Here is a 25,793-nt window from a genome sequence, read left to right as displayed (position 1 = left end):
GGTGACTGGCAGGGACGAGGTGATGTGCGTGGCTCCGGTCGGCGGTACGGCAGTGCAGGACCACGTGGCGCTTGCCGAGATAGAGCTGTGCGGTGACCTGATCATCGCGGCGTCGGCCGCCCGGGGACGGCTCAGCCTGGAGAGCATCGACGAGGTGCTGCGGGTGTCCGAGGAACGCGCGGGCTCAGGTGCGCAGTAGACGGCCGATGGCCTTGGTGGCCTCCTCCACCTTGGCGTCGACCTCGGCGCCGCCCTTGACCGCCGCGTCCGCGACGCAGTGGCGCAGGTGCTCCTCCAGCAGTTGCAGGGCGAAGGACTGCAGCGCCTTGGTGGAGGCGGAGACCTGGGTGAGTATGTCGATGCAGTAGACGTCCTCGTCGACCATCCGCTGAAGGCCGCGGATCTGGCCCTCGATCCGGCGCAGCCGCTTGAGGTGGTCGTTCTTCTGATGGTGGTAGCCGTGCACCCCGCGGTCGTGGTCGGTGGTCACGGCCTCGGCGGCCGGTGCCGTCCCGGCCGCGGTCTCCAGTGCCGTGGAGGGCGCACCCGCGCCGGCCCCGGTGGTCGTCATCGCGTCCTCCGTGAATGAGGGGATACATGCCGTATATATACCCCTGGTGGGTATAGGGTAACCAATTTTCCCGGGCAGTGGGAGCCCGTGGCGGCGGGGCGGCCCGGAGCCCGTGGAGAACGGGCCGTGGACGGTCGGCGTCGCCCCCCTGCTCATCAGGCTGCCTGATGGGCGACACTGGGGGACGGCCCGTTAGCCGTGGCCGGATGATGCGCCTAGCATCAGCCTCACCGAACCGACGCACCCCGAGGAATCCACGTGCGCTTTCGTCTGACCCCCAGGGAGACGAGCTTCTACGACATGTTCGCCGCATCCGCGGACAACATCGTCACGGGCTCCAAGCTCCTGATGGAACTGCTCGGGGCGGACGCTTCCGCCAGGTCCGAGATCGCAGAGCGTATGCGGGCCGCGGAACACGCAGGTGACGACGCCACGCATGCGATCTTCCACCAGCTGAACTCCTCGTTCATCACGCCGTTCGACCGTGAGGACATCTACTCCCTCGCCTCGTCCCTCGACGACATCATGGACTTCATGGAGGAGGCCGTCGACCTGGTCGTCCTCTACAACGTCGAGGAACTGCCCAAGGGAGTGGAGCAGCAGATCGAGGTGCTGGCGCGGGCCGCGGAGCTGACGGCGGAGGCGATGCCGAGCCTGCGCACCATGGACAACCTCACCGAGTACTGGATCGAGGTCAACCGGCTGGAGAACCAGGCCGACCAGATCCACCGCAAGCTGCTCGCCCACCTCTTCAACGGCACCTACGACGCCATCGAGGTGCTGAAGCTGAAGCAGATCGTGGATGTCCTCGAAGAGGCCGCGGACGCGTTCGAGCACGTGGCGAACACGGTGGAGACCATCGCGGTCAAGGAGTCCTGACCCGTCCATGGACACCCTTGCTCTGATCGTGACCATCGGGGTCGCGCTCTTCTTCACGTACACCAACGGTTTCCACGACTCGGCGAACGCCATCGCGACCTCCGTGTCGACGCGGGCGCTGACTCCCCGGGCGGCGCTCGCCATGGCCGCCGTGATGAACCTCGCCGGCGCGTTCCTCGGCTCCGGGGTCGCCAAGACCGTCAGCGAGGGGCTCATCGAGACGCCCCACGGCTCCAAGGGCATGGGCATCCTCTTCGCCGCGCTCGTCGGCGCCATCGCCTGGAACCTCATCACCTGGTACTTCGGTCTGCCCTCGTCCTCCTCGCACGCGCTGTTCGGCGGCATGGTCGGCGCGGCCCTGGCCGGCGGCACGGCCGTCTACTGGGGCGGGGTGCTGGAGAAGGTCGTCCTGCCGATGTTCATCTCCCCCGTCGTGGGCCTGATCGTCGGCTACCTGGTGATGACCGGCATCATGTGGATATTCCGCCGGGCCAACCCGCACAAGGCCAAGCGCGGATTCCGCATCGCGCAGACCGTGTCGGCCGCGGGCATGGCGCTGGGACACGGCCTCCAGGACGCCCAGAAGACGATGGGCATCGTGGTGATGGCGCTGGTCATCGCCGACGTCGAGGACTTCAGCGACCCGATCCCGGTCTGGGTCAAGATCGCCTGTGCGGTGATGCTGTCGCTCGGCACCTACGCCGGCGGCTGGCGGATCATGCGCACCCTCGGCCGGAAGATCATCGAGCTGGACCCGCCGCAGGGCTTCGCGGCCGAGGCCACCGGCGCGTCGATCATGTTCACCACCGCCTTCCTCTTCAAGGCGCCGATCTCCACGACCCATGTGATCACCTCCGCGATCATGGGTGTGGGGGCGACGAAGCGGGTCAACGCCGTGCGGTGGGGCGTCGCGAAGAACATCATCCTCGGCTGGTTCATCACGATGCCCGCGGCGGCGCTGGTGGCGGCCCTCTCCTTCTGGCTGGTGGACCTGGCCGTCCTGTGATCCCGCCCGTCCCGCCCGGTGCTCCGCGCCCGGGGCTGAGGGGCGGTCCGGCACGGTCGCGTCGGCCGTCCGGTGCGCGCACGAGGGCCCGCCCCCGGTGACCGGGGGCGGGCCCTTCGCATCCCCGCGGTGGCACCGCCATGCAGCACCGCGGGTGTCCGGGTCAGCCGAAGCGCCCGGAGATGTAGTCCTCCGTCGCCTGGACCGAGGGGTTGGAGAAGATCCGCTCCGTGTCGTCGATCTCGATGAGCTTGCCGGGGCGGCCCACCGCCGCCAGGTTGAAGAACGCCGTGCGGTCCGAGACCCGGGCCGCCTGCTGCATGTTGTGCGTCACGATGACGATCGTGAAGCGCTCCTTCAGCTCGCCGATCAGGTCCTCGATCGCCAGGGTGGAGATCGGGTCCAGGGCCGAGCAGGGCTCGTCCATCAGCAGGACCTTGGGCTCGACGGCGATGGCCCGCGCGATGCACAGGCGCTGCTGCTGGCCGCCGGAGAGGCCGGAGCCCGGCTTGTTGAGGCGGTCCTTGACCTCGTTCCAGAGGTTCGCGCCGCGCAGGGACTTCTCGACGATGCCGTCCAGCTCCGACTTGCGGTACTTGCCGTTCAGGCGCAGGCCCGCCGCCACGTTGTCGTAGACGGACATCGTGGGGAAGGGGTTCGGGCGCTGGAAGACCATGCCGACCTCGCGCCGCACCGCCACCGGGTCGATGCCGGCGCCGTACAGGTTCTCGTCGTCCAGCATGACCTTGCCGTCCACCCTGCCGCCCGGGGTGACCTCGTGCATGCGGTTCAGGGTGCGCAGGAAGGTGGACTTGCCGCAGCCGGAAGGGCCGATGAAGGCGGTCACGGAACGGGGCTCGACGGTCATCGAGATGTCCTCGATGGCCAGGAAGGAGCCGTAGTAGGCGTTCAGGCCGCTGACGTCGATGCGCTTGGCCATGGGTATCACTGCTTCTTTCGGGTTCCGGGGCGCTGACCGAGTACCGCTGGCCGCGTCAGCGACCGGGCGCGCGGCGGGGCCGCGGGCGGGTTCACTTCGGGGCCTTCCAGCGGGCGATGCCGCGGGCCACCAGGTTGAGGATCATGATGAACGCGATGAGCGTCAGGGCCGCCGCCCAGGCGCGGTCGTAGGCCGCGCCCGAGCCGCCGCTGTTGGCGTACTGCAGGTAGATGTACATCGGCAGCGACGCCTGCGGGTCGGAGAACGGGTTGGTGTTGATGAAGTTCGTGACCCAGACCAGCAGCAGGACGGGGGCCGTCTCGCCCGTGATGCGGGCGACGGCGAGCATGACGCCGGTGGTGATGCCGCCGATGGAGGTCGGCAGGACGACCTTGAGGATCGTGCGCCACTTCGGCACGCCCAGCGCCAGGGACGCCTCGCGCAGCTCGTTCGGCACGAGCTTGAGCATCTCCTCGGTGGAGCGGACGACGACCGGGATCATCAGGATCGCCAGGGCCATCGAGCCCGCGAAACCGGAGTAGCCCATGCCGAGGATGAGGATCCACAGGCTGAGGATGAACAGGCCGGCCACGATCGACGGGATGCCCGTCATCACGTCGACGAAGAAGGTGACGGCCTTCGCGAGCCGCCCGCGGCCGTACTCGACCAGGTAGACGGCGGTCAGCACGCCCACCGGCACGGAGATCAGGGTGGCCAGGCCCACCTGCTGGAGGGTGCCGACCAGCGCGTGGTAGATGCCGCCGCCGGGCTCGGTGTCGGCGACCACACCCATCGAGTGGGTGAGGAAGAAGACGTCCATCACCTTGGTGCCGCGCTTGACGGTCTCCCATATCAGGGACGCCAGCGGGATCACCGCGACGATGAACGCCAGCCACACCAGGCTGGTCGCCACCCGGTCCTTGGCCTGGCGGCGGCCCTCCACGCGGGCCGCGATGCCGTACGACCCGGCGATGAACAGGACGCCGGCGATCAGGGCCCACTGGACGCTGCTGTCCAGTCCGGCCGCGGCGCTGATGGCCAGGCCGGCGGCGACCGATCCGGCGGCGACCGCCCACGGGAACCACTTCGGCAGGGTCGCGCCGCGCAGCGAGCGGGCGGGCTTCGGGGAGAGGGTTGCGTTGCTCATGCGTTGGCCCCCGAGTACTCCTTGCGGCGGGCGATGATCAGCCGGGCCGCGCCGTTGACCAGCAGGGTGATGACGAACAGGACCAGACCGGAGGCGATCAGCGCGTCCCGGCCCGTCTCCGTGGCCTCGTTGAACTTGCTGGCGATGTTCTGCGCGAAGGTGCCGCCGCCCGGGTCGAGCAGGCTGGCGCTGATGTCGAAGGTCGGCGAGAGCACCATGGCCACGGCCATCGTCTCGCCGAGCGCGCGGCCGAGGCCGAGCATCGAGGCGGAGATGACGCCGGAGCGGCCGAAGGGCAGCACCGACATCCGGATGACCTCCCAGCGCGTGGCGCCGAGGGCCAGGGCGGCCTCCTCGTGCATGCGCGGGGCCTGCCGGAACACCTCGCGGCTCACGTTGGTGATGATCGGGAGGATCATGATGGCGAGCAGGATGCCGACGGTGAACAGCGAGCGGGGCGCGCCGCCGTTCCACTCCAGCACCCCGGTCCAGCCGAGGTAGGTGTCGAGCCAGCCGTAGAGCCCGTTCAGGTGCGGCACCAGGACGAGGGCGCCCCAGAGGCCGTAGACGATGGAGGGCACGGCGGCCAGCAGGTCGATCACGTACGCGATGGTGCCGCCGAGGCGGCGCGGGGCGTAGTGCGTGATGAACAGGGCGATGCCGACGGCGACCGGGACGGCGATGGCCATGGCGATGACCGACGACACGATGGTGCCGAAGGCCAGCACGGCGATGCCGAACTCGACGGGGTCGCCGCTGGGGTTCCACTCGAAGGTGGTGAAGAAGTTCGCCTCGTCCTTGCCGATCGCGATGGAGGCGCGGTAGGTGAGGAAGGCCGCGATGGCGGCCATGATGACCAGCACGAAAATGCCGGAGCCGCGCGAGAGCGCGAGGAAGATCCGGTCGCCGGGGCGGGCGGTGCCGCGCCGGGCGGGCGCCTCGTCACCGGCCGGCTGGGAGGAGGGGGGTGCGGGTGGCTTCTGGGTGGTGGTGTCCATCGAGTTCTCCGGTCTGCGGAGCCGCCGGGGGCGGCGGCTCGGGCGGAGCCGGCCCGGGGTTCGGGAGGCTCCTGGCGGCGGTGCACCGGACGGTGCGGCCGGGTCCCCCCGCGGCGGGCGGGGGGACCGGACCGCACACGGGTCAGCTCAGGCCCGAGACGGTCTCGCGGACCTTGGTGATGATCTCCTCGGGCATCGGCGCGTAGCCGGCGTCCTTGAGGAGGCCCTGGCCGTCCTCGGAGGCGATGTAGTTCAGGAAGGACTTGGTGGCGGGCAGGCTGTCCGACTTGTTGCCCTTGTCGCAGACGATCTCGTACGTGACCAGGACGATCGGGTACGCGCCGGCCGCGTCCGGGGTGTAGTTGAGCTTCAGCGCCAGGTCCTTGCCGGTGCCGACGACCTCGGCGGCGGCGATGGCCGCGGTGGCGTTCTCGACGGTGGCCTTGACCGGCTCGGCGGCCTCGGTCTTGATGTCGACGGTCTTCACGCCGTCACTGGCGTAGGAGAGCTCGAAGTAGGAGATGGCGCCGGAGGTCTGCTTGACCTGCTGGGCCAGGCCGGAGGAGCCCTGCGCGGACTGGCCGCCCTTGGCCTCCCAGGACTTGCCGCCCTCGTACTTCCAGTCGCCGGGCGCGGCGGCCTTCAGGTACTTGGTGAAGTTGTCCGTGGTGCCGGACTCGTCGGAGCGGTGGAACGCCTGGATCTTCAGGTCGGGGAGCTTGGCGTCGGGGTTGAGCTTGGCGATGGCCGCGTCGTTCCAGTTGGTGATGCGGCTGTCGAAGATCTTCGCCAGCGTCGGGGCGTCCAGGACCAGGGTGTCGACGCCGGGGACGTTGAAGCCGACGGCGATGGGGCCGCCGACCATCGGCAGGTCGATGGCCTGGCCGTCCTTGCAGACCTTCTTCGAGGCCTCGATCTCCTCGGGCTTGAGCGCGGAGTCCGAACCGGCGAACGCGGTCTGGCCCTGCGTGAACGCGGTGATGCCCGCGCCCGAGCCGGTCGGGTTGTAGTTGATCTGGACGCTCTTGCAGGCCGCCAGGTACTGCTTGACCCAGGCGTCGATCGCGTTCTTCTGGGCGGACGAGCCGGAGGCCTGGAGCTGGCCCTTGGCGTCGTCGCACTTGATGTTCCCGGCCTGCGTGCTGGCCCGGGCGCCGGTGTCCTTGTCCTTGCCGCCGGTGTCGTCGGAGCCGCACGCCGTGAGGGCCAGGGCGCTGGAGACGGCGAGAGCACCGAGAGCGAGGGCCCGCCGGTTCATGCGCTGAAGCTTCACTTGAGGGAGTTCCTTCCAGGAGCCGCCGTCCTGATTCGGCGGCGTGCGAGCGGGGTGAGACGGGCTGTTCCGGTACGCGCCGGAGGACATGCCGTTACGGCGCGATCCGGACGCGCTTTCGGGAAGCGCCCGTATCGGGTAAGGCCGAAATTAGGCAGATCAGGTGAAGGCGCCGAAGGGCGTAAATGAACGCACGGTGAACCCCTGCGGACGGTGCGGTGAGGTCACGGAATGCTCACGGGGAGGACACGGGGGGATTCCGGGGCGGGGGTGCGGGTGGGGCGGGTGGGGGAGGGGGTGTCAAGGGGGCGGCTGGGGGCCGTGGTGGTGGGGCCCGGCGCGGGGGTTGGCACCGTGGTGTGCGGGTGTGCGGGTGTGCGGGGGGTGCTTGCGGCGGGTCGTTTCCGTGGGTGGGGGTGTGCCTGGGGTGGTCTGTTTCCGTGGGTGGGTTGGGGTGCCTGCGGCGCAGCTTTTGGTTGGTGGGGGTGTGTGTTGCGCCCTGTCCTGGTGGGGGGTTGGGGCCGGGGCGGGGGTGGTCGTCCTCGGAACGGCGCGGAATCGGGTGGCGATGAGGCGCAGCCTGTTGACGCGCCAACCTCTGCGGGCGACCACCCCCGCCCCGTCCCCTTCCCGCCGTACGCGACTGCGGGTACTCGCCCACTCTCCACCGCCGGCTTTCGCCGTGCGCGACTGCGGGTGCCCGCCCGTCCTTCTCTTCCGGCATTCGCCGTGCGCCGGTGCGGGTCCCGCTTCACCGCTCTCCGCTGGCTTCCGCCGGGGGCGGGGCCGTCCGTCCTCGGGGTCCGGGTCACGCCGTGTGCGGGGTTCCCATGGCCGCTTCCCGGGCTGCGGGTGCGGGGTGCTGTACGCCGTGCCGGGTTGTCTCGCGCCGTATCGGGGGTGTGGGTGTGCGGACGGGGCGGCGGGGGTGGGTCAGGGGGTTGGGGTCAGGGTGGTGAGGAGGGCGTCGATCAGGGGGCGGTCCTGGGGGCGGGTCAGGAGGGCGCGGGCCTCGGCGGGCGGCAGCCACAGCACGCGGTCGACCTCCTCGGAGGGCGCGAACGTGCCTCCGGCCGCCTCGGCCGCCCAGTAGTGGACCTCCTTGGGGCGTCCGTCCTTCAGGTACCGGACCGTGGGCAGCTCCGTGCCGGGGACCGCCGTGTGTCCCGTCTCCTCCGCCACCTCGCGCAGGGCCCCGGCGAGCCGGTCCTCGCCGCGCTTCAGCTTGCCCTTGGGGTGCGACCAGTCGTCGTACTTCGGCCGGTGGATCAGGCAGATCTCGACCCGGTCGGCGCGGCGGCGCCACAGGACGCAGCCGGCCGCCTGGACGGGGGTGGTCATCGCGGGACTCCCGGGTGCTGTCGCCAGTCGTGCCGGAAGGCGTACCTGGCCGCCTCCACCTCGTGCCGCTGGTCGGCGTGGAGCACGCCGAGGGCGTACGCCGTGGCCGGGGCGATGCGGGGGGTGCGGGCGGCCTGGGCGGCCTCGGCCGCGGCCTCCGCCGCGTCCCGGTGCCGGTCGAGCGCCTCGCCCGCCGCCCGGCCGCCGTCCCCGGGGGTGCCGTGTCCGGCGACGACCTCGTGGGCGTAGCGGTGCAGGCGCAGCAGCAGGCGGACCTGGTGCCAGGGCGCGTCCTGCGGATGGGGTGCCGGGTCCGGGGACAGCCCGTGTGTCAGCGCCTCCGCGTGGTACGGGTGGCCCCCGGTGACCGGCGGCAGCGCCGCCACCGCGTCCGCGAGGCGGTCCGCCGCCGCCCCGGCGAGGGGGCGCAGGTCGGCCGCCGCCGCGCCGGGGCGCAGCGGGACCTCGCTGGCCAGTAACGCCACCTTGTCGGCGACCGCGTGGAAGCGGCTGCTCCCGAGTGCCTGCAGGGCGGTGGAGTGGGCCCGGGTGCGGGCCAGCGTCAGCCGGCGGTCGAGCAGCGCGGCGGCCTTGGCCGCGCCCACGGTGAGGCCGCCGCCGGGCGGCGCGGGCAGGGTGGCCGCCGGGGGGCCGGCCGGGAGCGCGGCGGGGCGCCGGGCGGTCGGGTGCGCCGGTGTCCGGGCCTCCGCGGGGGTGCCGGAGAGGCGGTGCAGCGCCCGCAGCAGCCGGTCCAGGCGGGCCGCGTGGGCGTGCTCCAGCGCCAGCGTGCCCGACAGCCACGCCAGCTCGGGCCGCATCTCCTCGGACCAGCCGACGTCCAGCGCCGGCAGATACGTGTGCAGGGTGCCGCTGATGCGGCGGGCGGCGCGGCGCAGGGCCAGCGGCGCGTCGGCGGGGTCCTGGGGGGCCTCGTGCGTGCCCGTGGCGGCCGGGGCGCGGTACAGGCGCAGCGCGCGGAGGAACTCCGTGGCCTGCGCCCGCAGGTACTCGGCGAGCGCCTCCGCCGGGACCGGCGCCCGGGGGGCGGGTTCGCCGGTCCGCGGGCGGGGTGCCTGGCGGGGAGGTTCGGCCGTCGCGCGCCCGGTGGCCGGGTGGGTTCCCGTCGTGCCGGGACGGCCGTCCGGGCCGGGTCCCGGGACCGTGGGGTCAAGGTGTCGCTGTGCCACGCCGGCGCCTCCGGGCGTCTATGAGCATCTCCTGGATGTTGCGCAGGGGCTGGCCCTCCGCGTCCGAAGCGTGCCGGGTCCACTCGCCGTCCGGGCCGAGGTGCCAGGACGCGGTGGTGTCGGCCATGCCGGTCTCCAGGAGCCGGATGAGGGCCGCCCGGTGCGCCGGGTCTGCCACCCGGACCAGCGCCTCGATGCGGCGGTCCAGGTTGCGGTGCATCATGTCCGCGCTGCCGATCCACACCTCCGGTTCGCCGCCGTTGCCGAAGGCGAAGACCCGGGAGTGCTCCAGGAAGCGGCCGAGGACCGAGCGGACCCGTATGTTCTCCGACAGCCCCGCCACCCCCGGGCGCAGCGCGCAGATCCCGCGCACCCACACGTCGACCGGGACGCCCGCCTGGGAGGCCCGGTAGCAGGCGTCCACGACGGCCTCGTCGACCATCGAGTTGACCTTGATGCGGACGGAGGCCGGGCGGCCGGCGCGGTGGTGCTGGATCTCCTTGTGGATGCGGGAGACCAGGCCGTCGCGCAGCGACTTCGGGGCCACCAGCAGCCGGCGGTACGTCTCGCGGCGCGAGTAGCCGGACAGGCGGTTGAACAGGTCCGAGAGGTCCGCGCCGACCTGTGGGTCCGCCGTGAGCAGGCCCAGGTCCTCGTAGAGGCGGGCGGTCTTCGGGTGGTAGTTGCCGGTGCCGACGTGGCTGTAGCGGCGGAGCGTGTCGCCCTCCTGCCGGACCACCAGCGACAGCTTGCAGTGGGTCTTCAGCCCGACCAGCCCGTACACCACGTGGCAGCCGGACTCCTCCAGCTTCCGCGCCCACTTGATGTTGGCGTGCTCGTCGAAGCGGGCCTTGATCTCGACCAGGACCAGCACCTGCTTGCCGGACTCCGCCGCGTCTATCAGCGCGTCCACGATCGGCGAGTCGCCGGAGGTGCGGTACAGCGTCTGCTTGATCGCCAGTACGTCCGGGTCGGCCGCCGCCTGCTCCAGGAACGCCTGCACCGACGTGGAGAACGAGTCGTACGGGTGGTGCAGCAGCACGTCCCGGCTGCGCAGCGCGGCGAAGATGTCCGGCGCCGACGCCGACTCCACCTCGGCCAGGTCGCGGTGGGTGCCCGCGACGAACTTCGGGTACTTCAGCTCCGGGCGGTCCAGGCTGTGGATGCGGAAGAGGCCCGTGAGGTCCAGGGGACCGGGGAGCGGGTACACCTCCGCCTCGCCGATCTTCAGCTCGCGGACGAGGAGGTCCAGCACCTCGCGGTCGATGGACTCCTCCACCTCCAGCCGGACCGGCGGGCCGAACCGGCGCCGCAGCAGTTCCTTCTCCAGCGCCTGGAGGAGGTTCTCGGCGTCGTCCTCCTCCACCTCCAGGTCCTCGTTCCGGGTCAGGCGGAACGCGTGGTGCTCCAGCACCTCCATCCCCGGGAACAGCTCCTCCAGGTGCGCCGCGATCACGTCCTCGATCGGGACGTAGCGGCCCGGGGACGCCTCCAGGAAGCGGGACAGCAGCGGCGGCACCTTGACGCGGGCGAAGTGGCGGTGGCCCGTGACGGGGTTGCGGACGACGACCGCGAGGTTCAGGGACAGGCCCGATATGTACGGGAACGGGTGGGCCGGGTCCACCGCGAGGGGGGTCAGGACCGGGAAGATCTGGTGCCGGAACAGGGTGAACAGGCGGGCCTGCTCCTTCTCCGCCAGCTCGCTCCAGCGGACCAGGTGGATGCCCTCGTCGGCCAGGGCCGGTGCCACGTCCTCGTGGAAGCAGGCGGCGTGCCGGGCCATGAGCTCGCGGGAACGGGCCCAGATCATCTCCAGCACCTCGCGGGGCTGCAGGCCCGAGGCGGAGCGGGTGGCCACGCCGGTGGCGATGCGGCGCTTCAGTCCGGCGACGCGGACCATGAAGAACTCGTCCAGATTGCTGGCGAAGATCGCGAGGAAGTTGGCGCGCTCCAGGAGGGGGGTGCCGGGGTCCTCCGCGAGCTCCAGGACGCGCTCGTTGAACGCGAGCCAGCTCCGTTCGCGGTCGAGGAAGCGGTTCGCGGGGAGCCGGGCGCCGCCGGCCTGGGAGGCGGCCGATTCCTCGTAGCCGTCCAGGTCGGCGTCGATGTCGGGCTCCAGATCGGACGCCGTGGCGGCCACGGTGTGCGAGCGGTGGGCCGCGATGGAGCCCACGGAGGGCTGCGACTGGACCTCTGCCTGACTCTTGGGCTGGCTCATGGACCCATTCTTCCGCGCTGGGCGCAGGACGGGCGCGTCGGACAGCGCGGGACGCTCTGGCACGGCGGACTGCTTCATTCACCGAGCGTCGCAAGGCTGTCTGAATCGATGGTTACGGGGACATGACGTCCGGGGTGCCTGCCGACGGCTTGGGGGTCGGTGGCGGTGGCCGGGCGGCACCGCTCGTTTCCGGCCGGGGGGCGCTGCGGCCTGGGGGAGGGGGCGGTGACCTGCGGAGGGGGAGCGGTGGCGCCCTCCGCGGGTGCTTCGGCGCGGAGCGCAGCGGTGCGGGGTGCCTGCGGCGGCACGCGGGCGGGCGTGGGGGTGCGCGTCGCGCCTCGGGTGGGTGGGGGCGCGCCGGGCGGGGACCGTCTCGGAACGGTGCGGAATCGGGTGGTGACGAGGCGCGCTCCGTTGACGCGCCGACCGCCGCGGGCGGCCACCCACCGTCCCGGCCCTTCACCGCCGTGCGCGGCTGCGGGGTCACGTCTCCTGTTGCGCGCGCTGTTCCGTCGTGTGCGTCCGTGGCGGTCTCTAGCGGTGTGTGTGGGCCGACTCCTCGGTCGGGTCGGGGCGGGGGCCTCGCTGCGCGGCGGGTACGGCGGATGCCGTGGGCGGGGTGGGGGTGGGGGAGGGTGAACCGGATCGTGGGGGTCGTGCGATGAAGGGGTGTGAGTGAGACGAGGAGCGACGGGCAGCTGCTGCGAGCCGTCGCGGCGGATGCCGACCGGGCCGCCTTCGAGGAGCTGTACCGCCGGTACGCCCCCTGGCTGAGCGCCCGGCTGCGCGGCCGCTGCGCCGACCCCGGCGTGGTCGACGACGTCGTCCAGGAGACGTTTCTCGCGGTCTGGCGCGGCAGCGCGCGGTACCGGGAGGACGGGGACGTGGCCGGCTGGCTCTGGCGCATCGGTTCCCGGCGGCTGATCGACACGCTGCGCGGCGACGGCGCCCGGGGCCGGCTGCGGCAGACCCTCGCCCGGCTGCGGCACCGGGACGAGGTCTCGGCCGAGGACAGGGTCCTCGCCGGGGTCGAGCACGGCGACCTGGCCGGGGCCCTCGTGCGGCTCTCGCCGGAGCTGCGGGCCGTGCTCCAGGCCACGGTCGTCGACGGGCTGACCACCCGCGAGGCCGCCGTCCTGCTCGGCATCCCGCCGGGCACGGTCAAGACACGGGCCATGAGGGCCCGGCGGCAGTTGCGGGAGGCGCTGGCATGACGAACGTGAGCGGCGGCTGGCACGTCGACGTGGAGGACCTGCGGGCGTACGCCCGGGGCGAGCTGACCGCCCCCCGGCTCTGGTCCGCGGACACCCATCTGACCGGCTGCGCCCCGTGCCGCGCGGCGCTGGCCGGGGTGAGCGACCCGGTGGCGCTGGACGCCGGATGGGAGCGGCTCGACGCCGAGCTGGACGCGCCGCGCGTCGGCCGGTTCGAGGCCGTGCTGGTGCGGCTCGGCGTCGCCGACCACACGGCCCGGCTGCTCGCGGCCACCCCCGTGCTGCGGCGGTCCTGGCTCAGCGCGGTGCTCGCCGTGCTGCTGATGACGGCCCTCGTCGCCCTGTCGTACGGGGAGACCGGCACCCCCGTGCCGTTCCTGGCCTGCGCTCCGCTGCTGCCGCTGGCCGGGGTGGCGCTGGCGTACGGCCCCGGACTGGACCCGACGTACGAGATGAGCGTCGTCGCCCCCCTGCACGGCTTCCGGCTGCTGATGATCCGCACGGTGGCGGTGCTGGCCGTCGCGCTCGGGGTCAACGGGCTGGCCTCGCTCGCCCTGCCCGGGTACGGGCTGCGGGCCCTGGGCTGGCTGCTGCCCGCCCTGGCGCTGACCGCAGGCGGGCTGGCGCTGGCGCCCCGGCTCGGCGCGGTCCTCGGCCCGTGCGTGGTCGCCGGGGCCTGGGCCGCCGTGCTGTTCGCCGCGCACTCGGCCCGGACCGCCGCCGACGATCCGCTGGCGCCGTTCACCGCCGCCGGGCAGGGCGTGGCCGCGGTCGTGGCCCTGGCCGGGGCCGGGGTGCTGTTCCTGGCCCGGGACCGCTTCGACATCCGCGCGCGGGGTGCCGCGTGATCCTTTTCCACCGTTTCCACTGGGGGAGTGCTTCCGTATGACCTTCGCCGTTTCCGCCTCGGGGCTCAGCCTCCGGTACGGCGGCATCCGCGCCCTCGACGATGTGTCGCTGCGGCTGACCCCGGGCGTCACCGGGCTGCTCGGCCCCAACGGGGCGGGGAAGACCACCCTGCTGCGGGTACTGGCGACCGCCGTCCCCGCCGACCGGGGGCGGTTCACCGTCCTGGGCCACGATCCGGCGACCGCCCGGGGCCGGCAGGAGGTGCGGCGGTGCCTCGGCTACCTGCCGCAGACGCCCGGCTTCCACCCGGACTTCACCGCCTTCGAGTTCGTCGACTACGTGGCCATCCTGAAGGAGCGGACCGATCGCGGGGCCCGGCACCGCGAGGTGCGCCGGGTCCTGGAGGAGGTCGACCTCGGGGAGGTGCGCGGGCGGCGGATCAGGAAGCTGTCCGGCGGCATGCGGCAGCGGGTCGCGCTCGCCGCGGCGCTCGTCGGCGACCCCGGTTTCCTGGTGCTCGACGAACCGACCGTGGGCCTCGATCCCGAACAGCGCATGCGGTTCCGGGAGCTGATCGCCCGGGCCGGGGAGGGGCGGACCGTGCTGCTCTCCACCCACCAGACCGAGGACGTGGCGATGCTCTGCCACCGCGTCGTCGTCCTGGCCGCCGGTGCCGTGTGTTTCGACGGGACCCCCGCCGAGCTGACCGCGCGGGCCGCCGGGCGGGTGTGGAGCAGCACCGGGCGCGATCCGGGCGCCATCGCCGGGTGGCGCACCGGCACCGGCTCGTTCCGCAACGTCGGGACGCCGCCCGCGGACGCCGAACTGGTCGAGCCGACCCTGGAGGACGGCTATCTGCTCACCCTCGACGGAGCGGGCGCGGGGGTGTCGGCATGACGGTCCTGGAGCGGCGGGCCCCCGGAGCGACCGGCGCGGCGGACGGCGGTGTGCGGGCGGTGCTCGCCCTCGCCCGCTTCGAGGCGCGACGGCTGCTGCTGGGCGTGCCCCACCTCATCGCCCTCGCCGCCTACACGGCCTGGATCGTCTGGCACACCCGGAACTCCTGGGACGGCTTCCCGGCCCTCCAGGACGTCGACCGCTCCACCCAGAGCATGCCGCTGCTCGTCGGGCTCGCGGTGCTGATCGGCGCCAACCACGGAGTGCTCCGCTCCCGTCGGCACGGCACCGAGGACCACTTCGGATCGCTGGTCCTCGCCCCCGGCCACCGCACGGCCGCCCATGTCCTGTCCGTGGTGCCGGCCGCCCTGCTCGTCGCCGTGTGCGTGGCCGCGCAGTTCACCTGGGAGGCGCTCAAGCCCGGCGCGATCGGGCACGGGTCGCCCGGCGAACTGCTGGTGGGCCCGCTGACGGTCCTGCTGCTCGGCATCGTCGGGGTGCTGCTGGGGCGGCTGGCGCCCGCGCCCGTGGCCGCGCCGCTGCTGGTGGTGTGCGCCCTGTTCGGCCTGGGGATCGGCGCGTTCCTGCCCGGCGGGGGGAGCGTGGACTGGCTGACGCCCGTCGTGACCGAGCAGAGCGGCAGGACCCTGCCCTCCGGGCTGCTGGGCCGCCCCGCCGCCTGGCACGCCCTGTATCTGGCGGGCCTGGCGCTCTGCACGGGCTTCCTGGCCGTGCTGACCGGCGGCGGGCGCGGCAGGCTGGTGAAGGCGGGCGTCGCCCTGTCGCTCGTGCTCACGCTGACCGGTGTGAACGGCCAGAGCGGGGAGGTGCCCTCCGGGGTCGTGGCGGCCCGGGAGCGGGCCTCGACCGCCCCGGAGAAGGAGCAGCAGTGCGTCGAGCGCGGGCGGACCACCTACTGCGCGTTCGCCGAGTGGGAACCCCGGGTGGGGGACTGGGCCGGGGTCGTGGACCGGGTGCGGGCCCTCACCGGCGGTTCCGCCCGTGAGCGGCCGCTCCTGGTGCGGCAGCGGATCGACGCCCGCCACGGTCTCGAGGGCGATGCCGCGCTGCCCCCGGCCGGTGCCCGGGACCAGGTCACCGTGGGCACCGCCTGGGGCGGCAACCGGGTCCCCGAGTTCGCCGCCGCCGTGGCCTCCGTGCTGGTCACGGGAAGTGAGGCGGAGTCCGACGGGGTCTGCGACGGGCGGATGGTCACCGTCATGTGGCTCGCCCTGGGCTGGTCGGACGATCCGGTGGACGCCCTGCGCCGGGTGCGTCTGGACGACAGTGTCGAGGGCGCCGCGACGGTGCTGTCGCCCACCGATCCGCTGACCATGACGGAGGGCCAGACCGATGTCGTACGGGAGCTGGTGGAGCGGCCGGCGGACGCGGTCGCCGGGAAGGTGACCGCTCACTGGGCCGAGCTGACCGCCCCCGGTGTGACGACGGACCGGGTGGCGCGGCTGCTGGGCGTGCCGGGTCCGGGGAAGGGCGACGTGTGCGAGTGACACCGGCGCGGGGGAGTGCCGTCGTGACGGTGCCGCTGGTGGCGGCCCTGGTGCGGCCCGTGTGGCGGACGCTGCCGTGGCGGCCGCTGGGCTGTGCCGGGGGTGTGGGGCTGCTGCTCGCCGGTCTGTCGCGGGTGGCGGGGGGAGGGGTCTCGCCCTGGCTCGCGCTCGTCCTGCTGCGCGCCGCGGTGCTCGCCGGGGCCGTGGGCCTGGCTCTGCTGCTGGACGACCCGGCCCGGCACCCGACCGCACCGGTGCCGGTGCCGCGCCCGCTGCGGCAGGCGCTGCGGGGCGTGCTGGTCGCGCCCCTGGCCGCGCTGTGGTGGGCGGCGGTGCTGTGCACCGTCCCGGCGGGGATACGGCCGCCGGTGGCCGGCACCACCATGGAGGCCGTGGCCACCGGTGTGCTGGCGGTCGTCGGCGCCGCGGTCGCGGTGCGGTTCACCCCGGAGCCGTGTCCGGGGCCCGGGGTCGCGGTGGGGCTGCTGCTCACCGCCGTCCTGGCCGCGCTGCTGCTGCCGCACGGCTGGAGCCTGTTCCCGTCCCCGGACGACCCGTCATGGGCCACCGCCCACGACCGCTGGACCCTGGTCACCATCGGCGCGGCGGCGGCGTGGGCGGTCTGCGCGGGGGAACCGCTGGGACGGGGGACGCGGAGAGGCCGGGGCGGACGGGGGACGCCGGGTTAGCCTGCCGGAGCCGCTGGGCCGCTGGGCCGCTGGGCCGCTGGGCCGCTGGGCCGCTGGGCCGCTGGGCCGCTGGGCCGCTGGGCCGCTGGGCCGCTGGGCCGCTGGGCCGCCGGGCCGCCGGGCCGCCGGGCCGCCGGGCCGCCGGGTCAGGTGGGCCACCGGGCCACCGCGCCAGGTGGGCCACCGGGCCAGGTGGGACGGCTGGGACAGATGGGTCGCCCATGCCTTCGGAGGAGGGACCGGGGTCCCCCGCCCGGGGCGACCCATTGGTTCACCGGCTCACCCGCCGTGCGGCTCACCGCCCACCAGCCGTCGGGCCCACCAGCCGTCGGGCCCACCGGTTGTCCGGCCTGCCGTCACCGGCCGTGCGGATCACCGGCCGTCCGGCCTACCGGCCACCCGCTGTCAGGTTCACCGCCCCGCCCCGGGCCGTCCGGTGGCGTCAGGATTCCGCTCGGTACATCAGGTCCGTCTCGTGGGTGGTGAAGCCCAGGCGTTCGTAGACGGCGACCGCGGCCTCGTTGTCGGCGTCGACGTAGAGCATGGCCGTGGGGAGGCCGAGTCCCGCGAGGTGGCGCAGGCCGATGGTGGTCAGGGACTTGCCGAGGCCGCCGCCCTGGGCGTCCGGGCGGATGCCGACCACGTAGACCTCGCCGAGGCCCTCCCGCTCGTGGACCTTGGTCCAGTGGAAGCCGACCAGCTCTCCGGCGCGCTCGGCGAGGAAGAACCCCGCCGGGTCGAACCAGGGTTCGGCCTTGCGGTCGTCGAGGTCGCGCTGGGTCAGGGAGCCCTGCTCGGGGTGGTGGGCGAAGGCGGCGGCGTTGACGGCGAGCCAGGCGGCGTCGTCCCGGCCCGGGACGAAGGGGCGGACGGTGACGCCCTCCGGGAGCACCGGGTCGGGCAGGTCCAGGTCCGTCAGGGGGCGGCGCATCTGCCGCAGTTCGCGGAAGAGGGCGAGCCCGAGGACCTGGGCCAGGTGACGTGCGGCGGGATGGCCGCCGTGCGCCCACACCCGCAGCCGCTTGCCGGAGGCGGCCAGCAGCGCGGAGCCCAGGGCCCGTCCGTGGCCCACGCCCCGGTGGGAGGGGTGGACGACCAGCTCGGCGGCCGGGGGTTCCACCGGGTCGGTGTCCTCCAGCTGGGCGTAGCCGGTGATGTCGCCGTCGCAGGTCAGCAGGAGGTGGGAGACGCCCTCCCGGGCGCCGCCGCGCAGTTGCAGCCGGCCCTGCTCGGAGACGGCCTGCTGCCCGTCGTGCCGGGCGGCCTCGGCGAGCAGGGCCAGGACGGCGTCGGTCTGCTCCGGGGAGAGCTCGGCGCGGGTCTCGATCGAACGGGGTCGGCCGCCGGGCCGCGAGGTCTCGTCGCTGGTCATGCGTACGAGGGTACGGGGCCGGAGGCGTCCCGGCGCCGAAGGTAAACCAGCTTGTAACCGGGAACCCCCTGTCGCGCTACGCGCGTTGAATCTAGGCTGCGCCGACGGACCGTCCTCCTTCCGGGCGGCCCGCACGGACGCCGACCACACAGGGGCGCGCATGCCAACCACCGCACCGAAGAACCGACCCGGCCGCGGCCGCCGGAGGAGCCGTCTCCTGGCGGCGGCCGCCGGGCTCGTGACCGCCGGGGCGCTCGCCGCCGCCGCGCTGCCGGGAACGGCGACCGCGGGCGAGGGCCAGCAGGGCCGGGGGCAGGGCCAGGAGCAGGCCGAGGGCCGCAAGCCCGGGCACCGGCCCGGCTACTACCAGGACATCCAGCTGCTGTCCTTCAACGATCTGCACGGCAACCTGGAGCCCCCGGCCGGTTCCTCGGGCCGCGTCACCCGCCTCCAGCCGGACGGCTCGACGCAGACCGTCGACGCGGGCGGCGTGGAGTACCTCGCCACCCATCTGCGCCGGGCCCGCGAGGGCAACCCGTACTCCGTCACCGCCGCCGCGGGCGATCTGGTCGGCGCGTCCCCGCTGCTGTCGGGCCTGTTCCACGACGAGCCGACCGTCGAGGCGCTCAACAAGCTGGACCTCGACGTGGCGGGCGTCGGCAACCACGAGTTCGACGAGGGGGCCGGGGAGCTGGCCCGCCTGCAGAACGGCGGCTGCCACCCCGTCGGGGGCTGCTACACCGGCAAGCGGTTCAAGGGCGCCGACTTCCCCTACCTCACCGCCAACGTCCTGAAGGAGAGGAGCGGCAAGCCCCTCCTCAAGCCCTACTGGGTGTGGAAGGAGAAGGGCGTCAAGGTCGGCTTCATCGGCGTCACCCTGAAGGGCACCCCGGGCATCGTCTCCGCCGAGGGAGTGAAGGGCCTCAGGTTCGAGGACGAGGTCGAGACGATCAACAGGTACGCCGAGGAGCTGGAGCGCCAGGGCGTGAAGTCGATCGTGGCGCTGATCCACGAGGGCGGCTTCCCGGCCTCGTCGGCCTACAACTACGACTGCGACTCCCCGGGCGCCGGGGCGGGCGTCTCCGGGCCGATCACGGACATCGCCAGGAACGTCTCGCCCCGGGTGGACGCGCTGGTCACCGGCCACACCCACAACGCGTACGTCTGCACGATCCCGGACCCGGCGGGCAACCCGCGCATGGTCACCTCGGCCTCGTCCTTCGGCCGCCTCTACACGGACACCACGCTGACCTACGACCGCCGTACGGGGGACATCGCGCGGACCGAGGTGAAGTCCGCCAACCGGGTCGTCACCCGGGACGTGCCGAAGGCACCGGACATGACCCGGCTGATCGACGGCTGGAACACCCTGGCCGCCCCCGTCGGCAACCGCCCCGTCGGCCACATCGCCGGCGACATCGGCCGGGACGGGACCGAGTCGCCGCTCGGCGACCTGATCGCGGACGCGCAGCTCGCCTACGGCAGGACCCTGGACCCGCGCACCGACCTCGCCCTGATGAACCCGGGCGGCATCCGGGCGCCCCTGACCCACGCCGCGTCGGGGGCCGAGGGCGACGGCGTGGTCACGTACGCCGAGGCGTTCACGGTGCAGCCCTTCGCCAACACCATGAACCTGCGCACCTACACGGGTGCCCAGCTGGTCCAGGTCCTCAGGGAGCAGGTGTCCGGGGTCAACGAGGCGGCGCCGAAGGTCCTCCAGGTCTCCTCGGGCCTCACCTACACCCTGGACCTGACGAGGAAGGGCGCCGACCGGGTCGTCGCGGACTCCGTCCGGCTGGGCGGCGCGCCGCTGGACCCGGGCGCCACCTACCGGGTCGCGATGAACAGCTTCCTCGCGGGCGGCGGCGACGGCTTCACCACGCTCGGCAAGGGCACGGACGAACGCGTCGGTGACGACGACCTGGCCGCGCTGGAGCAGTACCTGACCGGGAACTCCTCGGCGGCGAACCCCCTCGCCCCGCCGGCGGCGGACCGCATCACGGTCATCCGCTGACCCCACTTCCCTCCTCGACCGGCCCTTCTCCTCCTCCAAGTCCCCTCCACAGCGCGCGGCGGTGCCGGAACATCCCGGCACCGCCGCGCCGCGTGTGGCGGCCGTGAGCCCCACCGCCCCGGCGGCCGACCGCCCCGACCGCCCCGACCGCCTCGACCGCCCCGGCCGCCCGGGGCCGGCCCGGGCACCGTTCCCGGCTCCGGTCCCGAGCAGGCTCCCCCGGTTCCCCGGGCCCCTGCCGCACAGCCCACCCCGGCCGCACGGCCCACCGCCCCCGCTCCCACGGGACGGAACCGGCCAGACGCGTGCCGTCCGGCGCCGTCGGCGGCCGCGGGGGCGACTGCCCGCGGCGACTGCGGACGCCGGAGCTGAATTGTCGATTCCGTCCACAAGATTGCCGCAACTGTGCACGAAATGAACTGAGTTCTCGCTCAGCCGTTCACAGAAACCTCCAGTGGTCGCTAGCTTCCCCTCAACTCCGTCCACATCGGGAAGGACCTCTGTGAACGCGTCATCTCGAAGAGCCGTGGCCGCCCTGGCCGCAGCCGCTCTCGCGGCCCCCCTGCTGCTGGCCTCCGCCCCCTCCGCCGCCTCCTCCCCGGGGGACCGGTCCGCCCGGGACGCGGCGGCGCTCTCCCGGACCCTGGTGCGCGAGGCGTCGGCCAGGGACGCCTTACGGCACCTCAGGACGTTCCAGGCGATAGCCGACGCGGCCGGGGGCGACCGCGTCGCCGGGTCCCCCGGCTACGACGCCTCGGCCGCGTACGTCCACCGGAAGCTGAGGGAGGCCGGGTACCGGGTCGAGTACCAGAGGTTCGACTTCGTCTACACGCAGACGCTGGCGGAGAAGCTCTCCGTCGTGTCGCCCGCCCCGTACGACGTCGCCATCAGCGCGCTGACGTACACCCGGTCGACCCCGGTCGGCGGGGTCCGGGCACGGCTCGCCGCCGTCCCGGTCGACGAGGACGGCACCACCGGCTGCGAGCCGGAGGACTTCGCCTCCGGCGACTACACCGGGAAGGTCGCCCTGATCAAGCGCGGCGGCTGCGCCTTCGCCGTCAAGCAGCAGCGGGCCGCCGCGGCGGGCGCGGTCGGCGCCCTGATCTACAACAACATCGACGCCGGGTACGGTCCCCTCTCCGGCACCCTGGGAGAGCCGGACGCCGCGAAGATCCCCACCGGCGGCGTCAGCCGGACCGACGGCGAGCGGCTCGCCGCGGATCTCGCCGCCGGCCCGGTCACCGTCTCCATCGAGATCCGGCAGCTCCAGGAGAACCGGTCCACCAGCAACGTCATCGCCGAGACCAGGGGCGGGGCCGCCGCCGACACGGTCATGTTCGGCGCCTCGCTGGACTCGGTGCACGCCGGTCCCGGCATCAACGACAACGGCTCCGGCTCGGCCGGGCTGCTGGACGTCGCCCTGAAGCTGGCGAAGCAGGAGAGGAAGCCCCGCAACAGGGTGCGGTTCGCCTGGTGGTCCGCCGCGGAGAGCGGCCTGGTCGGCTCGCACCACTACGTCGGCGGCCTGACCCCCGACGAGCTGCGGCGGATCAGGCTCTATCTGCACTTCGAGCTGATCGCCTCCCGCAACGGCGGCATGTTCGTCTACGACGGGGACGACTCCGACGGCGCCAACACCCAGCTCGCGCCCGCCGGTTCGGAACTGCTGGAGCGGGACATCACCGGGTTCCTCGACCGGCGCGGACGCCCGCACGAGGGCACCCCCTTCGTCGCCCGCTTCGACTACGGTCCGTTCCTCGACGCCGGGGTCCCGGCCGGCGGGACGTTCGCGGGCGGCGAGGCGCTCAAGTCGCCCGCGCAGGCGGCCGTCTTCGGCGGCACCGCGGGGGTCGCGTTCGACCCCGGGTACCACGGGCCCGGCGACACCATCCGGAACATCAGCCTGCCGAGGCTCGACGAGAACATCGACGTCATCGCCCACACGGTGGGCACCTACGCCCACGACCTCGGCGCCCTGCGCCGCCCGGCCCCGGCCCCCGTCCCCGCCGCCCCGGCGCGGACGGACGCCGCCCGGCCCGGCCCGGACGGGTACGGAGTGACGCGGTAGCGGACGGACCGGGCGCCCGGCGCCGTCCCCACCGCCGCCCCGCCCGGCGCCGTTCCCTACCCTCGCTCCGCCCGGCCCCCTCCCCCCCGCCCCGTCCCCTACCGCCCCCCGTCCGGCGGCGGCACCGGCGCCCCCGGCAGCCGGACCGTCGCCACCGTGCCGGGGGTGCCGTCCCCGGCCCGGGTCAGGGTGACCTCGCCGCCCGCCCGCTGCACCGTGCGGGCCACGATGGACAGGCCCAGGCCGGAGCCCGGCAGCGCGCGGGCGGACGGGGAGCGCCAGAAGCGGTCGAAGACGTGCGGGAGTTCCTCGGCGTCGATGCCGGGCCCGTGGTCGCGGACGGTGAGGACGCCGTCGGCCAGCCGCACGTCGACGGCGCCGCCCCGGGGGCTGAACTTCACCGCGTTGTCCAGGATGTTGACCACCGCGCGCTCCAGGGCGGCCGGTTCGGCCCGGACGTACCAGGGCCGGACGTCCGCCGTGATGGTCAGCTCGGGGCCGCGCAGCCGGGCGCGGCGCAGGGCCGCCTCGACGACCTCGTGCCAGGCGACGATCTGCGTCCGGCCCGGGTGCGGGGCGGTGTCCGGGCGGGACAGCTCCTGGAGGTCGCCGATGAGCGCGGCCAGCTCCGTCATCTGCGCCTTGACCGACGCCAGCAGGGCCCGGCGGTCGGCCTCCGGGATCGGGCGGCCGGTCTCCTCGCTGCGCGAGAGCAGCTCGATGTTGGTGCGCAGGGAGGTGAGCGGGGTGCGCAGTTCGTGTCCGGCGTCCGCGATGAGCTGCTTCTGGAGCTCCCGGGAGCTGGCCAGGGACGAGGTCATGGAGTTGAAGGAGCGGGAGAGCCGGGCGATCTCGTCCTCGCCGCCCTCGGCGACGGGGATGTGCACGGTGAGGTCCTCCGTGCGGGCCACGTGCTCCACGGCCCGGGTCAGCTCGTCCACCGGCCGCAGCCCGGTGCGGGCCACCCACAGCCCGGTCGCCCCGGCGCCCACCACCCCGGCCCCGGCGACGAAGACGAGGACCAGCGCCAGGTGGTTGAGGGAGCTGTTGACCTCGTTCAGCGGCCGGGCGGCGGCGACCGCCACCCCCGGCAGCCCGGACACGGTGTAGGTGAAGACGCGGTACTGGGAGCCGTCGGCGCCCTTGGCGTCGTGCAGCGCGTCGGCGGCCCGGCCCTCGGCCACGGCGTGGTCGGCGGCGGCGAGCGGGACCTCCTCGGTGCCGATGATCAGACAGCTCCCGCCCTTGCGGTCGACGAGCTGCACGGACGAGCCGAACGGGTTCTGCTCGTGGGTGACCGGCTCGTGGGCGCACAGACCGGTGGGCAGGTCGAGGTACTGGCTGACCTGCCGGGCGTCCATGCGGTTGGCCCGCAGCGCCTCGTCCAGCGAGTTCACCAGGACGCTCTTGACGACGAACCAGCAGGCCACCGCCGCCGCCGTGACCGCGAGCGCCACCGCCACCGCCACCAGCAGGGCGAGCCGGGAGCGCAGCGACAGGGCGCGGAAGCGGCGGACGGGGCCGGTCACTCCGCGCCGCCCTGCCGCAGGACGTAGCCGACCCCCCGGACGGTGTGCACGAGGCGCGGTTCGCCGCCCGCCTCGGTCTTGCGGCGCAGGTACATGACGTAGACGTCGAGGGAGTTGGAGGAGGGCTCGAAGTCGAAGCCCCAGACGGCCTTGAGGATCTGCTCGCGGGTGAGGACCTGGCGGGGGTGGGCCAGGAACATCTCCAGCAGGGTGAACTCGGTGCGGGTCAGCTCCACCCGCCGCCCGCCCCGGGTGACCTCGCGCGTCACCGGGTCCATGGCCAGGTCGGCGAAGCGGAGGGTGTCGTCGGGGCCGGTGCCGGCCCCGGGCGGCGCGGTGTAGGAGCTGCGGCGCAGCAGGGCGCGGATGCGGGCGAACAGCTCGTCCAGCTCGAAGGGCTTGACGAGGTAGTCGTCGGCGCCGGCGTCCAGCCCGGTGACCCGGTCCCCGACCGTGTCGCGGGCGGTCAGCATCAGGATCGGGGTGGTGTCGCCGGTGCCGCGGATGCGCCGGGCGGCGGTCAGGCCGTCCATCCGGGGCATCTGGATGTCGAGGACGACGAGGTCGGGCCGGTACGCCGCGGCCTTCTCCAGGGCGTCGGCGCCGTCGACGGCGACCTCGGTGGCGTACCCCTCGAAGGCGAGGCTGCGCTGGAGGGCCTCGCGGACCGCCGGCTCGTCGTCGACGATCAGGATGCGCTGGGTGTCGCGGTCGCCTTCGGCGGTGCTCATGGCTGGGGTTCCTCGGCTTCCTGGCGGGCGGTGGGCGGACGGGGGACGGCAGCGCCCTCAGCGTCGCACGCCTGGGGCCGCCCCGGGGCGGCCGGGGCGGCGCCGGGGGCGGCGGGTTCCGTCAGGTCCGGGAGCCCGCCCGCAGGCCGTCGAGGTCGGCCTTGACGGTGCCGACGGGGATGGCGAAGCCGAGGCCGACGCTGCCCGAGGCGGCCGAGGACGCCCCGCTCGGCGCGTACATCGCGGAGTTGATGCCGATGATGGCGCCGTTCATGTCGATCAGGGCGCCGCCGGAGTTGCCCGGGTTGAGGGAGGCGTCGGTCTGGATCGCCTTGTACGTGGTGGTGGACGAGCCGGTGTCGCCGTTGAACTGCCGGCCGCCGAACTCGAAGGGCCAGCCGCCGCCGCCCTGTTGCCGCTGCTGTCCGCCCGGGTCGGCGGCGACGGTGACGTCCCGGCCGAGGGCGGAGACGATGCCGCTGGTCACGGTGCCGGTGAGGCCCTCGGGGGAGCCGATCGCCACCACCTGCTGGCCGACCTGGAGCCGGTCGGAGTCGCCGAGGGTGGCGGCCTTGAGGCCGGAGGCGTTCTCCAGCTTGATCAGCGCCAGGTCCTTCCGGCTGTCGGTGCCGATGACGCGGGCGGTGTAGCGGGTGCCGTCGTGGGTGGTGACCTTGATGGAGGAGGCGCCGGAGACCACGTGGTTGTTCGTGACGATCTCGCCGTCGCCGGTGATGATCACGCCGGAGCCGGTGGAGGAGCCCGAGGCCGAGGCGGCGCCGATCTCGACGATGCTGGGCGCGACGGCCGCGGCGACCCCGGCCACCGTGCCCTTCTGGCTGGAGGGCACCACGGTGGTGCTGCCCGCGGGGGCGACGGCGGCGGGGGTGCCGCCGGTGAGTTCCTGGATGCCGTACGCGGTGCCGCCGCCGATGGCCGCCGCGACGATGGCCACGGCCGCGAGGAGCGTGCCCGGCCCCCGCCTGCCCCACCGCTTCCGCTGCGGCGCGGGCGCGGGCGCGGCCGCCGTGGCGGTGCCCGGCTCCGGCGCCGGATACGGGGGCGGATACACGGGCTGGGGCCGGGTCGGGGCCTCCGGGTGGGACGGGGCCGGACCGAGCACCCGGGTGGGCGGTTCGGCGGGCGGGGGAGGCCACTCCGGGTTCACGGGAGCGGAGGCGTGCGGCTGGGTGCCCGTGGCGGGGCTCTGGTGCGCGTTCTCGTACTCGCCGCTGGGGCGGGGGCTCTCGGTCATGTCCATGAGCTTTCCGCGTGTCCATGAGAGCTTCCTGAGCCCGGCCTGAGAAGCCCGGCAGAACCTCCTCCGCCCGGAATGAGACCGCCGGGAGGGGACGACGGGGG

22 protein-coding genes are annotated in these 25,793 nt (G+C 73.7%); 10 read left to right on the top strand and 12 right to left on the bottom strand.

The features are described 5' to 3' along the window. The first annotated feature begins 1 nt into the window (after position 1). A complete protein-coding gene (locus ACZ7LB_RS27485) occupies positions 2-199 on the top strand; it encodes a hypothetical protein (protein ID WP_471471917.1) in 198 nt (65 codons plus the stop codon). On the opposite strand, the gene ACZ7LB_RS27480 is transcribed toward ACZ7LB_RS27485, so the two are convergent. Continuing rightward, on the bottom strand, positions 185-571 hold the full coding sequence (locus ACZ7LB_RS27480) for a metal-sensitive transcriptional regulator (RefSeq protein WP_471471899.1): 387 nt from the start codon (positions 569-571) through the stop codon (positions 185-187). The genes ACZ7LB_RS27485 and ACZ7LB_RS27480 overlap by 15 nt on opposite strands. Positions 572-829: 258 nt before the next feature. On the opposite strand from ACZ7LB_RS27480, the gene ACZ7LB_RS27475 reads away from it, so the two are divergent. Both ACZ7LB_RS27475 and ACZ7LB_RS27470 read left to right on the top strand, forming a co-directional pair. Beyond that, positions 830-1,450, top strand: coding sequence for a DUF47 domain-containing protein (locus ACZ7LB_RS27475; RefSeq protein WP_161229436.1), 621 nt, complete (start codon positions 830-832; stop codon positions 1,448-1,450). Positions 1,451-1,457: 7 nt separating this feature from the next. Further along, positions 1,458-2,456, top strand: a complete 999-nt coding sequence (locus ACZ7LB_RS27470) for an inorganic phosphate transporter (protein ID WP_471471898.1) — start codon at positions 1,458-1,460, stop codon at positions 2,454-2,456. Between the two features lie 163 nt (positions 2,457-2,619). Here ACZ7LB_RS27470 and pstB read toward each other — a convergent pair whose 3' ends face one another. The 7 genes from pstB to ACZ7LB_RS27435 all read right to left on the bottom strand — a co-directional run bounded on the left by pstB (position 2,620) and on the right by ACZ7LB_RS27435 (position 11,560). Beyond that, positions 2,620-3,396 carry a phosphate ABC transporter ATP-binding protein PstB gene (gene pstB, locus ACZ7LB_RS27465; RefSeq protein ID WP_471471897.1) on the bottom strand — a complete coding sequence of 259 codons (777 nt, stop codon included), beginning with the start codon at positions 3,394-3,396 and terminating at the stop codon, positions 2,620-2,622. A 91-nt stretch (positions 3,397-3,487) separates the two neighbouring features. Continuing rightward, the gene (gene pstA, locus ACZ7LB_RS27460) at positions 3,488-4,543 is read right to left on the bottom strand and encodes a phosphate ABC transporter permease PstA (RefSeq protein ID WP_471471896.1); all 1,056 of its coding nucleotides are present in this window, start codon (positions 4,541-4,543) and stop codon (positions 3,488-3,490) included. Continuing rightward, complete coding sequence (gene pstC / locus ACZ7LB_RS27455) at positions 4,540-5,541, bottom strand: phosphate ABC transporter permease subunit PstC (protein ID WP_471471895.1); 1,002 nt, start codon at positions 5,539-5,541, stop codon at positions 4,540-4,542. Before pstC ends, pstA begins: the two co-directional genes overlap by 4 nt. Before the next feature lie 142 nt (positions 5,542-5,683). Then, positions 5,684-6,814, bottom strand: coding sequence for a phosphate ABC transporter substrate-binding protein PstS (gene pstS, locus ACZ7LB_RS27450; RefSeq protein WP_471471894.1), 1,131 nt, complete (start codon positions 6,812-6,814; stop codon positions 5,684-5,686). Positions 6,815-7,747: 933 nt separating this feature from the next. Next, positions 7,748-8,155: an NUDIX hydrolase gene (locus ACZ7LB_RS27445; protein ID WP_471471893.1), complete on the bottom strand. Its 408-nt coding sequence runs from the start codon at positions 8,153-8,155 to the stop codon at positions 7,748-7,750. Next, positions 8,152-9,342, bottom strand: a complete 1,191-nt coding sequence (locus ACZ7LB_RS27440) for a CHAD domain-containing protein (protein WP_471471892.1) — start codon at positions 9,340-9,342, stop codon at positions 8,152-8,154. Before ACZ7LB_RS27440 ends, ACZ7LB_RS27445 begins: the two co-directional genes overlap by 4 nt. After that, on the bottom strand, positions 9,323-11,560 hold the full coding sequence (locus ACZ7LB_RS27435) for an RNA degradosome polyphosphate kinase (RefSeq protein WP_471471891.1): 2,238 nt from the start codon (positions 11,558-11,560) through the stop codon (positions 9,323-9,325). The genes ACZ7LB_RS27440 and ACZ7LB_RS27435 overlap by 20 nt, the downstream gene beginning before the upstream one ends. 671 nt (positions 11,561-12,231) lie before the next feature. On the opposite strand from ACZ7LB_RS27435, the gene ACZ7LB_RS27430 reads away from it, so the two are divergent. Genes ACZ7LB_RS27430 through ACZ7LB_RS27410 form a run of 5 tightly spaced genes read left to right on the top strand, consistent with a single transcriptional unit; the run spans position 12,232 to position 16,717 of the window. Continuing rightward, entirely contained in the window at positions 12,232-12,774 is a 543-nt protein-coding gene (locus ACZ7LB_RS27430) for an RNA polymerase sigma factor (protein ID WP_471471890.1), read from the top strand. Next, positions 12,771-13,622, top strand: a complete 852-nt coding sequence (locus ACZ7LB_RS27425) for a zf-HC2 domain-containing protein (RefSeq protein ID WP_471471889.1) — start codon at positions 12,771-12,773, stop codon at positions 13,620-13,622. The genes ACZ7LB_RS27430 and ACZ7LB_RS27425 overlap by 4 nt, the downstream gene beginning before the upstream one ends. Before the next feature lie 37 nt (positions 13,623-13,659). Continuing rightward, positions 13,660-14,520, top strand: a complete 861-nt coding sequence (locus ACZ7LB_RS27420) for an ABC transporter ATP-binding protein (RefSeq protein ID WP_471471888.1) — start codon at positions 13,660-13,662, stop codon at positions 14,518-14,520. Further along, positions 14,517-16,028, top strand: coding sequence for an ABC transporter permease (locus ACZ7LB_RS27415; protein WP_471471887.1), 1,512 nt, complete (start codon positions 14,517-14,519; stop codon positions 16,026-16,028). The genes ACZ7LB_RS27420 and ACZ7LB_RS27415 overlap by 4 nt, the downstream gene beginning before the upstream one ends. A 23-nt stretch (positions 16,029-16,051) precedes the next feature. Continuing rightward, positions 16,052-16,717 (top strand): ABC transporter, encoded by a 666-nt coding sequence (locus tag ACZ7LB_RS27410; protein WP_471471886.1) that lies wholly within the window; start codon positions 16,052-16,054, stop codon positions 16,715-16,717. Positions 16,718-17,159: 442 nt separating this feature from the next. On the opposite strand, the gene mshD is transcribed toward ACZ7LB_RS27410, so the two are convergent. Beyond that, positions 17,160-18,089 carry a mycothiol synthase gene (gene mshD / locus ACZ7LB_RS27405; protein ID WP_471471885.1) on the bottom strand — a complete coding sequence of 310 codons (930 nt, stop codon included), beginning with the start codon at positions 18,087-18,089 and terminating at the stop codon, positions 17,160-17,162. 160 nt (positions 18,090-18,249) lie between these two features. Between mshD and ACZ7LB_RS27400 the strand changes: the two genes are divergently transcribed. Then, positions 18,250-20,103 carry a bifunctional metallophosphatase/5'-nucleotidase gene (locus tag ACZ7LB_RS27400; RefSeq protein ID WP_471471884.1) on the top strand — a complete coding sequence of 618 codons (1,854 nt, stop codon included), beginning with the start codon at positions 18,250-18,252 and terminating at the stop codon, positions 20,101-20,103. Positions 20,104-20,605: 502 nt separating this feature from the next. Continuing rightward, complete coding sequence (locus ACZ7LB_RS27395) at positions 20,606-22,171, top strand: M28 family peptidase (RefSeq protein WP_471471883.1); 1,566 nt, start codon at positions 20,606-20,608, stop codon at positions 22,169-22,171. 98 nt (positions 22,172-22,269) lie between these two features. Here the strand turns inward: ACZ7LB_RS27395 and ACZ7LB_RS27390 are convergent, their stop codons facing one another. The 3 genes from ACZ7LB_RS27390 to ACZ7LB_RS27380 form a co-directional block, all read right to left on the bottom strand. After that, positions 22,270-23,700 carry a sensor histidine kinase gene (locus ACZ7LB_RS27390; RefSeq protein ID WP_471471882.1) on the bottom strand — a complete coding sequence of 477 codons (1,431 nt, stop codon included), beginning with the start codon at positions 23,698-23,700 and terminating at the stop codon, positions 22,270-22,272. Then, entirely contained in the window at positions 23,697-24,431 is a 735-nt protein-coding gene (locus tag ACZ7LB_RS27385) for a response regulator transcription factor (RefSeq protein WP_471471881.1), read from the bottom strand. The genes ACZ7LB_RS27390 and ACZ7LB_RS27385 overlap by 4 nt, the downstream gene beginning before the upstream one ends. A 121-nt stretch (positions 24,432-24,552) precedes the next feature. Further along, positions 24,553-25,686, bottom strand: coding sequence for a S1C family serine protease (locus tag ACZ7LB_RS27380; protein WP_471471880.1), 1,134 nt, complete (start codon positions 25,684-25,686; stop codon positions 24,553-24,555). Positions 25,687-25,793 lie beyond the last annotated feature (107 nt).

Source organism: Streptomyces sp. NPDC107521, assembly GCF_055598485.1.
The sequence above is the reverse complement of the archived record's forward strand: the minus strand, read 5'-3'. Positions and strand labels throughout refer to the sequence as shown.

Coding starts and splice junctions, on each gene's coding strand:
- ACZ7LB_RS27480 (WP_471471899.1), bottom strand. CDS start 571: ATGACGACCACCGGGGCCGGCGCGGGTGCGCCCTCCACGGCACTGGAG.
- ACZ7LB_RS27470 (WP_471471898.1), top strand. CDS start 1,458: ATGGACACCCTTGCTCTGATCGTGACCATCGGGGTCGCGCTCTTCTTC.
- pstB (WP_471471897.1), bottom strand. CDS start 3,396: ATGGCCAAGCGCATCGACGTCAGCGGCCTGAACGCCTACTACGGCTCC.
- pstA (WP_471471896.1), bottom strand. CDS start 4,543: ATGAGCAACGCAACCCTCTCCCCGAAGCCCGCCCGCTCGCTGCGCGGC.
- pstC (WP_471471895.1), bottom strand. CDS start 5,541: ATGGACACCACCACCCAGAAGCCACCCGCACCCCCCTCCTCCCAGCCG.
- ACZ7LB_RS27445 (WP_471471893.1), bottom strand. CDS start 8,155: ATGACCACCCCCGTCCAGGCGGCCGGCTGCGTCCTGTGGCGCCGCCGC.
- ACZ7LB_RS27435 (WP_471471891.1), bottom strand. CDS start 11,560: ATGAGCCAGCCCAAGAGTCAGGCAGAGGTCCAGTCGCAGCCCTCCGTG.
- ACZ7LB_RS27425 (WP_471471889.1), top strand. CDS start 12,771: ATGACGAACGTGAGCGGCGGCTGGCACGTCGACGTGGAGGACCTGCGG.
- ACZ7LB_RS27420 (WP_471471888.1), top strand. CDS start 13,660: ATGACCTTCGCCGTTTCCGCCTCGGGGCTCAGCCTCCGGTACGGCGGC.
- ACZ7LB_RS27415 (WP_471471887.1), top strand. CDS start 14,517: ATGACGGTCCTGGAGCGGCGGGCCCCCGGAGCGACCGGCGCGGCGGAC.
- mshD (WP_471471885.1), bottom strand. CDS start 18,089: ATGACCAGCGACGAGACCTCGCGGCCCGGCGGCCGACCCCGTTCGATC.
- ACZ7LB_RS27400 (WP_471471884.1), top strand. CDS start 18,250: ATGCCAACCACCGCACCGAAGAACCGACCCGGCCGCGGCCGCCGGAGG.
- ACZ7LB_RS27385 (WP_471471881.1), bottom strand. CDS start 24,431: ATGAGCACCGCCGAAGGCGACCGCGACACCCAGCGCATCCTGATCGTC.
- ACZ7LB_RS27380 (WP_471471880.1), bottom strand. CDS start 25,686: ATGACCGAGAGCCCCCGCCCCAGCGGCGAGTACGAGAACGCGCACCAG.